The sequence below is a fragment of the Kitasatospora sp. NPDC057542 genome, assembly GCF_042801945.1.
GTDB lineage: Bacteria > Actinomycetota > Actinomycetes > Streptomycetales > Streptomycetaceae > Kitasatospora.
This window is the reverse complement of record NZ_JBHVFE010000053.1, coordinates 18,974-29,629: the sequence shown is the minus strand read 5'-3', so window position 1 is coordinate 29,629 and position 10,656 is coordinate 18,974. Positions and strand designations below refer to the sequence as shown.

Sequence of the window (10,656 nt, the reverse complement as noted above, 5' to 3'; positions counted from 1 at the left end):
GGTCGGTGACCGGCGGGCCCTTTCACGTGTCCGTGGGCGTCAGGGGGTGATGCCGGCGGCCCGGGCGAGGTCCTGCTTGATGGTGGCGAGGAGGGCGGCGGCGCGGTCGCGGGTGGGGGCGAGGTCGGCGGCGGAGGCGACCGGGAGGACGACCTCCAGGTAGCACTTGAGCTTGGGCTCGGTGCCGGAGGGGCGGACCACGATGCGGGCGGAGCGGACGTCCTCGCCGGCCAGGTAGTAGCGCAGGCCGTCGGTGGGCGGCAGGTCGGCGGAGCCGGCCGACAGGTCGTCGGCGCGGGTGACCTGGAGGCCGGCCAGGACGGTCGGCGGCTGCTCGCGCAGGCGGCGCATGGCGTCGGCGATCAGCGCGAGGTCCTGGACCCGGACGGAGAGCTGGTCGGTGGCGTGCAGGCCGTGCTCCAGCGCCAGGTCGTCCAGCAGGTCGGACAGGGTGCGGCCGGACTTCTTGAGGGTGGCGGCGAGCTCGGCGACCAGCAGGGCCGCGGTGATGCCGTCCTTGTCCCGGACGCCCTGCGGGTCGACGCAGTAGCCGAGCGCCTCCTCGTAGCCGTAGCGCAGGCCCTCGGCGCGGGAGATCCACTTGAAGCCGGTCAGCGTCTCGGCGTAGCCCAGGCCCGCCGCCTCGGCGATCCGGCCCAGCAGGGTGGCGGAGACGATGGTGGTGGCGAAGGTGCCCTCGGCCTTCTTCGCGACCAGGGCCGAGCCGAGCAGCGCACCGACCTCGTCGCCGCGCAGCATCCGCCATCCGGCCGAGCCGCTGCCGCTGCCGGCCGCGTTGCCGTTGGCGGGGACGGCCACGGCGCAGCGGTCGGCGTCAGGGTCGTTCGCGATCACGATGTCCGGGCCGACCGAGGCGGCGGTGCGGAAGGCGAGGTCCATCGCCCCCGGCTCCTCCGGGTTGGGGAAGGCCACGGTCGGGAAGTCCGGGTCGGGCTCGGCCTGTTCGGCGACCACGGTGGGCGCGGGGAAGCCGGCCCGGCGGAACGCGGCGACCAGGGTGTCACGGCCGACGCCGTGCATCGGGGTGTAGACCACCTCCAGGTCGCGCGGGCCGTGCTCGTCCACGATGGAGACGGCCCGGGCCAGGTAGGCCTCGACGACCTCCTCGCCGAGCACCTCCCAGCCCTCCTCGGCGCGCGGGACCTCGTCCAGCGAGCCGATCGCGTCGATCTCGGCGGCGATCCCGGCGTCGGCCGGCGGGACGATCTGCGAGCCGTCGCCCAGGTAGACCTTGTAGCCGTTGTCCTGCGGCGGGTTGTGGCTGGCGGTGACGGTGACACCGGCGGCCGCGCCCAGGTGGCGGACGGCGAAGGCGAGCACCGGGGTCGGCAGCGGGCGCGGCAGCAGCGCGGCGCGCAGACCGGCGCCGACCACCACGGCGGCGGTGTCGCGGGCGAAGTCGTACGACTTGTGGCGGGCGTCGTAGCCGATGACGACCAGGTCGCCCAGGCCCTGCTGCTTGACGTACGAGACCAGGCCGGCGGCGGCCCGGATCACCACGGCGCGGTTCATCCGCATCGGGCCGGCGCCGAGTTCGCCGCGCAGGCCGGCGGTGCCGAACTGGAGCCGGTCGGAGAAGCGGGCGGCGAGCTCCGCCCAGGCGAGCTTGCTGTCGGTCTCGGCCTCCGGGCCCTCGGCCCGGGCCAGCAGGGCGCAGAGCTCCTCGCGGGTCTGCGGGTCGGGGTCCTCGGCCAGCCAGGTCCGGGCCCGGGCGAGGAGGTCGGTGGTGGGTGCCTGCGTCATGCCAGCTCCATCGGGAAGTGCGTCGGTGTGTCGGCCGGAGGTCGAGCTGTGGGTCGGGAGGGTTCCGCTGTGACCGGAGGATTTCGCAGAGTAGGGGGTCGCGCATGCGGACGGGGCCCACGGGAAGGTGTGATCAGCGGATCACACCGCCCGTGGGCCCCGTCAGTCATGATTCTGCGCCTCGCGGGCGTCAGATCCGCTCAAGGACCTTCGCCAGCAGCTCGCCCATGCGCTCGGCGGAGGCCTTGCCGGCCTCCAGCACCTCTTCGTGGTTGAGCGGCTCGCCGGTCATGCCGGCGGCCAGGTTGGTGACCAGGGAGATGCCGAGCACCTCGGTGCCGGCCTCGCGGGCGGCGATGGCCTCCAGGGTGGTGGACATGCCGACGAGCTCGCCGCCGATCACCCGGGCCATGTTGACCTCGGCCGGGGTCTCGTAGTGCGGGCCGCGGAACTGGACGTAGACGGCCTCGTCCAGGGACGGGTCGACCTCGCGGCAGAGCGCGCGCAGGCGCTTGGAGTACAGGTCGGTGAGGTCGACGAAGTTGGCGCCGACGATCGGGGAGTCCCCGGTCAGGTTGATGTGGTCGCTGATCAGGACCGGCTGGCCCGGGGTCCAGCCCTGACGCAGGCCGCCGCAGCCGTTGGTCAGCACGATGATGCCGCAGCCGGCCGCGGCGGCGGTGCGCACGCCGTGGACGACGGTGGCCACGCCGTGGCCCTCGTAGTAGTGGTTGCGGCCGAGGAAGATCAGGGCGCGCTTGTCGCCGATCTTCACCGAACGGATCTTGCCGGCGTGGCCGGCGACGGCGGGGGCGGGGAAGCCCGGGAGCTCGGTGACCGGGAACTCGGCCACGGTCTCGCCCAGGGCGTCGGCGGCCGGCACCCAGCCGGAGCCCATCACCAGGGCGACGTCGTGCCGCTCGGCACCGGTCAGCTCGCGCAGGCGCTCGGCGGCGGCCTGGGCGGCGGCGTAGGGGTCGGCGGAGACGACCGACTGAGGAGAAGCGTTCACGGGTCCGAGGATAGACGGGTTTCGGCTACGCGCGTAGAAATTCAGCCGCAGCATGCCGGATCGTTACCCGGCCGACCCGAAAACACAGCTCGGTGGCGCCTTCCGGGTGTGCGGGCCGTCGGATCGCACACAACCGGGATGCCACGCCGTGCCGGTTCCCGTCGGGCGGTCCCTTTGCGTACGTGCCGTCGTCGTCCGGCTCCGAAAGGCCGGTGGGTGCCGGCGGCGGTACGGTGACGGTCGGGGGCCGACCCGTCGTCAGCCGGTCTGGTTCACGGCTCCGGCGGACGACAGGACGGGGCCGACCGCCATGGGGAGCAGTGACAGGCGACACCCGCCGCTCGTGCCCGCGCCGGTGGATCTGGCGGCCCGGGTGGACGCGTTCACCGCGGGCTTCCTCCCGAGCGGCCGCTACACCGCGCCGGACCCGGCGCAGCGCCGGGCGGTGGCCGACGGCGTGCTCGGCGCGCTGGACGGCCGGACCGGGGAGGCCGAGCGGACGCTGGCCCGGGTCGGATACCGGACCACCGAGTTCACTGAGGCCGTGACCGGCCGCCGGGTGGCCGAGATCGCCGCCGACGACGGCACCGGGGACGGGCGCGGCTGGGGCCGGATCTACCTGGACCGCTCGACGCGGCCCAGCTGGTCCGTGCAGGTGCCCCACCCGGCCTCGGACGCCCGCACCGAGGCGCTCGGGGCGGAGCTGTTCCGGGCCGTGCCGGGCGGTGTGCTGGTGATCGCCGGGGCGCACCGCCGGGCCGGGGCGGACGGCTGCGCGGACGTCGCGCACCGGCGCGACACCGTCTTCGCCGCCGTGGTCGAGGCACTCACCGGGCGCGGGCTGCCCGGCATCCAGGTGCACGGCTTCGGTGCGGCCGGCCTGCCCGGGCGGGACGCGGTGGTCTCCAGCGGCGCCGGGCGGCCGGGCCCGGCGGCCGAGCTGACCGCCGCGGGGCTCGACGGGGCCGGCCTCGCGGTCTGCCGGGCCTGGCGGGAGCCGGGCGTGCGACTGGCCGGCACCACCAACGTGGCGGGCCGGTTCGCGGCCGGGCTCGGGGTGCCGTGGCTGCACGTCGAGCTGGCGTACCGGGTGCGCGCCGAGCCGGCCCGGCGCGCGGCGGTGGCGGAGGTGCTGGCGGAGACCGTGCGCAGCTGGAGCGGCCGCTAGCAGGGGCGGTCGCTAGCAGGGGCGGCGGCGCAGGTCCATCACGTAGTCGTGCGGGGCGCCCGCGCTCTCCGCGGCGTCGGCGATCAGGCCGAGGTAGCGGGCCGCGGGCAGGCCGCCCTCGTAGTCGTTGAGCACGTACGTCCAGACCGGGATGTCGCCGTCCAGGGTCTGCGCGCGCAGCTTGATCTTGCGGTAGATGCCGAGCTGGACGCCCTCCCAGCGGTCCAGGCCCTCCTCGTCCATCGGCGCGACGTCGTACAGCGAGACGAAGACCTGGTCCTTCTCGTCCTCGACCACGGTGGCCAGCGAGCCCTCCCAGCCGAGCTGCTCGCCGCCGAAGGTGAGCCGCCAACCGGCTAGCCACCCCGTGCCGCGCAGCGGGGAGTGCGGGGCTCGGCGGGTCATCTGCCGGGCATCGAGGTTGGTGGCATACGCGGCGTAAAGGGGCATGGGGGCCAGCGTAGCCCGGGCGGCGGGCGGGCCGGGGCGACTGGACGAAGCTACGGAAGCCAGGACCCCGGCGTGGCCGCGGTCCTGGCGTGCGGGACAATGGGGAACGTGACTCGGATCGTGATCATCGGTGGCGGACCCGGCGGCTACGAGGCGGCCCTGGTCGCCGCACAGCTCGGCGCGGAGGTGACCGTCGTCGACACCGACGGTCTGGGCGGATCGGCGGTGCTCACGGACTGCGTTCCGTCGAAGACCCTGATCGCGACCGCGGAGGTGATGACCACCTTCGACAGCTCGTACGAGGAACTGGGCATCCTCGTCGCGGACGACACCCCGCCGGTCGAGCAGGCGGCCCGGGTGATCGGCGTGGACCTGGGCAAGGTCAACCGCCGTGTGAAGCGCCTGGCCATCGCGCAGTCCCACGACATCACCCAGTCCGTCACCCGGGCCGGCGTCACCGTGCTGCGCGGCCGCGGCCGGCTCGGAGCCGGCGGGCAGGCCGTGGACGGCTCCCGCGAGGTGCTCGTGGACGCGCCCGACGGCACCGTGCAGTCGCTGCGCGCCGACGCGGTGCTGATCGCCACCGGTGCCCACCCGCGGGAGCTGCCGGACGCCCAGCCGGACGGCGAGCGGATCCTCACCTGGACCCAGGTGTACGACCTGGAGGAGCTGCCCCGCGAGCTGATCGTGGTCGGCTCCGGTGTGACCGGCGCCGAGTTCGCCGGCGCGTACCAGGCACTCGGCTCCAAGGTGACCCTGGTGTCCAGCCGCGACCGGGTGCTGCCGGGCGAGGACCCGGACGCCGCCGAGGTGCTGGAGGACGTCTTCCGCCGCCGCGGCATGAACGTGATGGGCCGCTCGCGGGCCGAGAGCGTCAAGCGGATCGGTGACCGGGTCGAGGTCATGCTGGCCGACGGCAAGGTGATCGAGGGCACCCACTGCCTGATGGCGGTCGGCTCGATCCCCAACACCTCCGAGATGGGCCTGGAGGAGGCCGGGGTCAAGCTCAACGACTGGGGCCAGATCCAGGTCGACCGGGTCTCCCGCACCAGCGCCCCCGGCGTGTACGCGGCGGGCGACTGCACCGGCGTCTTCATGCTCGCCTCGGTGGCGGCCATGCAGGGCCGGATCGCGATGTACCACGCGCTCGGCGACGCGGTGCAGCCGCTGAACCTGAAGACCGTGGCCTCCAACGTCTTCACCGACCCGGAGATCGCCACCGTCGGCTACACGGCGGCCGACGTGGAGTGCGGCAAGATGGACGCCGTCGTGGTCAAGCTCCCGTTGCGCGGCAACCCGCGGGCGAAGATGCAGGGCATCCGGGACGGCTTCGTGAAGCTGTTCTGCCGTCCGGGCACCGGCATCGTGGTCGGCGGCGTGGTCGTCGCCCCGCGGGCCAGCGAGCTGATCCACTCGATCTCGCTCGCGGTGGACGCCAATCTGACGGTCGAACAGGTGGCCAGCGCCTTCACCGTCTACCCGTCCGTCTCCGGCTCGACCGCCGAGGCCGCCCGGCAGCTGCACATCCGCAAGCGGGCCGACGGCGAATCCTGAGCGTCCGGCGCACAGTTGGGGGCGGCTGCCGATCGGCGGCCGCCCTTTGCGCGGGCATGGCTGTCACCCGGACGGCGGGCGTGGTTCCGGGCCGTTGGCGGCGCGTATTGTACGGTCACGCGCCGCTCGTGCGTGAGCAATTCCCGCTACTAGCTGCAAACGCCTGAAAGCAGACGGTCACGCAGGTTACCGTCGGTTCTGTGTTTGCAGCAGAACGTCGCCAGTTGATCCTCGAAATGGTGCGCGCCAACGGAGCCGTCTCGCTCCGGGAGTTGGCCCGCGTCGTCCAGACCTCCGAAGTGACCGTGCGCCGTGACGTGCGGGCGCTGGAGGCAGAAGGGCTCCTCGACCGCCGGCACGGCGGCGCGGTGCTCCCCGGCGGCTTCAGCCGCGAACCCGGATACCCGCAGAAGACCCACCTGTCCGCGGCGGAGAAGAGCGCCATCGCGGACTTCGCCGCCGGCCTGGTGGAGGAGGGCGACGCGGTGGTGGTCGGCGCCGGCACCACCACCCAGGAGCTGGCCCGCCGGCTGGCCCGGGTGCCCGGGCTGACGGTGGTCACCAACTCGCTGCTGGTCGCCCAGGCGCTGGCGCACGCCAACCGGGTCGAGGTGGTGATGACCGGCGGCACCCTGCGCGGCTCCAACTACGCGCTGGTGGGCAGCGGCGCGGAGCAGTCGCTGCAGGGGCTGAGGGTCACCAAGGCCTTCATCTCCGGCAGCGGGCTGACGGCCGAGCGCGGGCTGTCGACGGCGAACATGCTGTCCGCGAGCGTGGACCGGGCAATGGTGCTGGCGGCCGCCGAGGTGATCGTCCTCGCCGACCACACCAAGCTCGGCGCGGCCGGCATGTTCCAGACCGTCGCCACCGAGACCATCACCCGGCTGGTCACCGACGAGCAGGCCACCGCGGACGACACCACCGCCCGCGAACTGGACGCGCTCGCCGACTGCGGGGTGCAGGTCGACCTGGCCCCGCTGGGCGCGGCCCCGAGCGGCGACGCCCCGGTGCACGGCACCGGCAGCGGCCCGGTCCACCAGACCCAGCCCGGCCCGATGGCCCGCCGCAGCGGACCGCCCGCCGGCGGCGCCCCGCTGCCGGGCCAGCGCCGCCCCGGTGCGCACGGCGGGCCGGCCGCCCCGGGCGGCATGCCGGCCCGGCTGGCCGAGCTGGGCCTGCCGCGCGGGCGCTGAGCCCGTACGGACCCCGGAAACGCGACCGGTCCGCACACCCCCGAAGGGCGTACGGACCGGTCCGAGGGGCGAGGCCCGTCCCAGGGGGCGGCGTCAGTCCTTGATCTCGCAGAGCGCGGCGCCGCTGCTGACGCTCGCGCCCACCTCGGCCTTGAGGCCGGAGACGGTGCCCGCCTTGTGGGCGTTCAGCGGCTGCTCCATCTTCATCGCCTCCAGGACCACGATCAGCTCGCCCTCGGCGACGACCTGGCCCTCCTCCACGGCGACCTTGACGATGGTGCCCTGCATCGGCGAGGCCAGGGTGTCACCGCTGACGGCCGAGCCGGCCTTCTTGGCGCCCACCCGGCGCTTGGCCTTGGCGGCACCCGTCGCACCGGCCGCCGGGGCCGTCGAGACGCCCAGCGAGGACGGCAGCGAGACCTCGATCCGCTTGCCGCCGACCTCGACCACCACGGTCTCCCGGGTCTCGGCCTCCTCGCCGTCACCGGCCGCGCCGGCGAACGGCGGGATGGTGTTGTCGAACTCGGTCTCGATCCACCGGGTGAAGACCTTGAACGGCTCGTCGCTGCCGTGCACCTCGGGCGCGAACGCCGGGTCGGTGACGACCGCCTGGTGGAACGGGATGGCGGTGGCCATACCCTCCACCTTGAACTCGTTCAGTGCACGGCGGGCCCGCTCCAGGGCCTGCTTGCGGTCGCGGCCGGTGACGACCAGCTTGGCCAGCAGCGAGTCCCAGGCCGGGCCGATGACCGAGCCGGTCTCCACGCCGGAGTCCAGGCGCACGCCCGGGCCGGACGGCGGGGCGAACAGCGTCACGGTGCCGGGCGCGGGCAGGAAGTTGCGGCCCGGGTCCTCGCCGTTGATGCGGAACTCGAAGGAGTGGCCGCGCACCTCGGGGTCGCCGTAGCCGAGCTCCTCGCCGTCGGCGATCCGGAACATCTCGCGGACCAGGTCGAGGCCGGTGACCTCCTCGGTGACCGGGTGCTCCACCTGGAGACGGGTGTTGACCTCCAGGAAGGAGATCGTGCCGTCCAGCGCGACCAGGAACTCGCAGGTCCCGGCGCCCTCGTAGCCGGCCTCCTTCAGGATGGCCTTGGACGCCCGGTACAGCTCGGCGTTCTGCTCGGCGGTCAGGAACGGCGCGGGCGCCTCCTCGACGAGCTTCTGGTGGCGGCGCTGGAGCGAGCAGTCACGGGTGGAGACGACCACCACGTTGCCGTGCTTGTCGGCCAGGCACTGGGTCTCCACGTGCCGCGGGTTGTCCAGGTAGCGCTCGACGAAGCACTCGCCGCGGCCGAAGGCGGCGACGGCCTCGCGCACCGCGGACTCGTACAGCTCGGGGATCTCCTCCAGCGTGCGGGCGACCTTGAGGCCGCGGCCGCCACCGCCGAAGGCCGCCTTGATGGCGACCGGCAGGCCGTGCTCCTGGGCGAACGTGACGACCTCGTCGGCACCCGAGACCGGGTCCGGGGTGCCGGCCACCAGCGGGGCACCGGCCCGCTGGGCGACGTGCCGGGCGGTCACCTTGTCGCCGAGGTCGCGGATGGCCTGCGGCGGCGGGCCGATCCAGATCAGACCCGCGTCGAGGACGGCCTGGGCGAAGTCGGCGTTCTCCGACAGGAACCCGTAGCCGGGGTGGACGGCGTCGGCGCCGGAGTCGGCGGCCGCCTTGAGGACCTTGGTGATGTCCAGGTAGCTGGTAGCGGGGGTGTCACCGCCCAGCGCGTAAGCCTCGTCGGCCGCGCGGACGTGCAGCGCATCCCGGTCCGGCTCGGCGTAGACGGCGACGCTGGCGATACCGGCGTCCGAGCAGGCCCGGGCGACGCGGACGGCGATTTCCCCGCGGTTGGCGATGAGCACCTTGCGCACTGTGGCTCCCTTCTTGAACCTCGTTGAGTTTATGGATTCCCGGGCAGTACCGGCGAGTAGCCCCCGGTTGTGAACTATCCCACACGCTCGGTGATGACTTTCGCGGCCCGCCGGGCGGCTCCCCGGACGACGCCGCAGGTCGGTGCCGGTCCGCCCGGATCGGGAGGGGCCACGGCGGGTGACCGGCCGGCGGCGTGGCGGGAGGTGGCATGGGCCACAGTGTCGCGCGGACCGCTCAAACGGCGCCGGAGCGGGCACCGGGCCGCCGCAGCGCGTCGGCCGTCACGTCGGCCGCCACCTCGACCATGTCCGGCCCGTACGCCTCCGGGTTGACCACCCGCAGGACGAGCGCGAAGGTGCCGTCCTGCCCGTACTTCCGGGCGAGATCGCGGTGGTGCGCGACCAGGTAGCGCACCCCGGCCTGGTTGGCGGTGCCGGTCTGACCGGAGACCAGGAACACCGGGCGGCCGCCGTCCGGGGTGGCGATCCGGGCCAGCAGGGTGTGCGCCTGGTCGTGGTCGGCGGTGTAGTCGCGCTCGCCCACCACGATCACGTTGCTGCCCGGGTCCGGTCCCGAGGTGACGAGCACGCCCGGCAGGCCCCAGGCCAGGTGCGCGGCCATCCGCTCGTTGCTGACCGGACCGCCCAGGCACAGCTCGGTCTTGGCGCCCAGACCGCGGTGCGCGGCGTCGTGGGCGACCAGTTCGGGCCGCGCCCCGCACTCCTCGACCAGCCCGGCCAGCCACATCAGCGCGTAGGCGTCGCGCCGGGTCACGGTGTGCGCGTGCGAGCCCGTTCCGATGCTGCGCGGCACCACGATCAGGCACTCGCTGCCGTTCGGCAGCCCGAAGAACGCCCGCACCCGCTCGACCCTGCGGCGCCGCCGCAGCATCTGGGCCAGCCAGCCGAGGCCTGCGCTGATCGCGCTGGCCACCAGGCCCAGTACCACGTTGAGCACGCTGTCGGTCATCTGCCGCGTCCCCTCCCCGTTCGAACGCCGGTCAGCTTAGGGGCACGGCTGCGGGGCGCGGCAGGTCAGTCGGTCCACAGATCCGTGATGCGCAGGTCCAGGTCGGCGAGCAGCCGGCGCAGCAGCGGCAGGGAGAGGCCGATGACGTTGCCCGGGTCGCCGTCGATGCCGTCGACGAACGGCGCCGAGCGGCCGTCCAGGGTGAACGCCCCGGCCACGTGCAGCGGTTCGCCGGAGGCGACGTACGCGGCGATCTCCGCGTCGTCCGGGGTGCCGAAGCGGACGGTGGTGGAGGCGGTGGCCGAGGACTGCCGGCCGGTCGTGGTGTCGATCACGCAGTGGCCGGTGCGCAGCACGCCGGCGCGCCCGCGCATCGACTGCCAGCGGGCCAGCGCCTCGGCGGCGTCGGCGGGCTTGCCGAGGGCCTGGCCGTCCAGCTCCAGGACGGAGTCGCAGCCGATCACCAGCTCGCCGTCGGCGAGTTCGGCGGCGACGGCCTTCGCCTTGGCCTCGGCCAGCACGAGCGCGAGCTCGGCGGGGGTGGCGGCGGTGATCGCGTCCTCGTCGACGCCGCTGACCACCACGCGCGGGTCGAGCCCCGCCTGGCGCAGCAGCCCGAGGCGGGCGGGGGAGGCGGAGGCGAGGACGAGGGTGCGCTGGTCGGTCATGCCCACCA

The 10,656-nt window shown here is 74.0% G+C and carries 9 protein-coding genes; 3 read left to right on the top strand and 6 right to left on the bottom strand.

Annotated elements, in window-relative coordinates; genetic code table 11:
* Window positions 1-39: 39 nt before the first annotated feature.
* Window positions 40-1,764: a phospho-sugar mutase gene (locus ACFU7Y_RS09995; RefSeq protein WP_224281484.1), complete on the bottom strand. Its 1,725-nt coding sequence runs from the start codon at window positions 1,762-1,764 to the stop codon at window positions 40-42.
* 190 nt (window positions 1,765-1,954) lie between these two features.
* Window positions 1,955-2,776 carry a purine-nucleoside phosphorylase gene (locus ACFU7Y_RS09990; RefSeq protein ID WP_224281485.1) on the bottom strand — a complete coding sequence of 274 codons (822 nt, stop codon included), beginning with the start codon at window positions 2,774-2,776 and terminating at the stop codon, window positions 1,955-1,957.
* Between the two features lie 343 nt (window positions 2,777-3,119).
* On the opposite strand from ACFU7Y_RS09990, the gene ACFU7Y_RS09985 reads away from it, so the two are divergent.
* The gene (locus tag ACFU7Y_RS09985) at window positions 3,120-3,944 is read left to right on the top strand and encodes a hypothetical protein (protein ID WP_380767259.1); all 825 of its coding nucleotides are present in this window, start codon (window positions 3,120-3,122) and stop codon (window positions 3,942-3,944) included.
* A gap of 12 nt (window positions 3,945-3,956) precedes the next feature.
* Here ACFU7Y_RS09985 and ACFU7Y_RS09980 read toward each other — a convergent pair whose 3' ends face one another.
* Complete coding sequence (locus ACFU7Y_RS09980) at window positions 3,957-4,394, bottom strand: gamma-glutamylcyclotransferase (protein ID WP_224284955.1); 438 nt, start codon at window positions 4,392-4,394, stop codon at window positions 3,957-3,959.
* 84 nt (window positions 4,395-4,478) lie between these two features.
* Here ACFU7Y_RS09980 and ACFU7Y_RS09975 point away from each other — a divergent pair, with 84 nt between their 5' ends.
* Both ACFU7Y_RS09975 and ACFU7Y_RS09970 read left to right on the top strand, forming a co-directional pair.
* Window positions 4,479-5,948, top strand: a complete 1,470-nt coding sequence (locus tag ACFU7Y_RS09975) for an NAD(P)H-quinone dehydrogenase (protein ID WP_263455793.1) — start codon at window positions 4,479-4,481, stop codon at window positions 5,946-5,948.
* Window positions 5,949-6,148: 200 nt separating this feature from the next.
* Window positions 6,149-7,141 carry a DeoR/GlpR family DNA-binding transcription regulator gene (locus ACFU7Y_RS09970; protein WP_380767257.1) on the top strand — a complete coding sequence of 331 codons (993 nt, stop codon included), beginning with the start codon at window positions 6,149-6,151 and terminating at the stop codon, window positions 7,139-7,141.
* 93 nt (window positions 7,142-7,234) lie between these two features.
* On the opposite strand, the gene ACFU7Y_RS09965 is transcribed toward ACFU7Y_RS09970, so the two are convergent.
* From ACFU7Y_RS09965 to ACFU7Y_RS09955, 3 genes are all read right to left on the bottom strand, one after another.
* Window positions 7,235-9,010: an acetyl/propionyl/methylcrotonyl-CoA carboxylase subunit alpha gene (locus ACFU7Y_RS09965; RefSeq protein WP_380767255.1), complete on the bottom strand. Its 1,776-nt coding sequence runs from the start codon at window positions 9,008-9,010 to the stop codon at window positions 7,235-7,237.
* A gap of 235 nt (window positions 9,011-9,245) precedes the next feature.
* Entirely contained in the window at window positions 9,246-9,980 is a 735-nt protein-coding gene (locus ACFU7Y_RS09960; RefSeq protein WP_380767254.1) for a hypothetical protein, read from the bottom strand.
* Window positions 9,981-10,045: 65 nt separating this feature from the next.
* On the bottom strand, window positions 10,046-10,648 hold the full coding sequence (locus ACFU7Y_RS09955; RefSeq protein WP_380767252.1) for a nucleoside triphosphate pyrophosphatase: 603 nt from the start codon (window positions 10,646-10,648) through the stop codon (window positions 10,046-10,048).
* Window positions 10,649-10,656 lie beyond the last annotated feature (8 nt).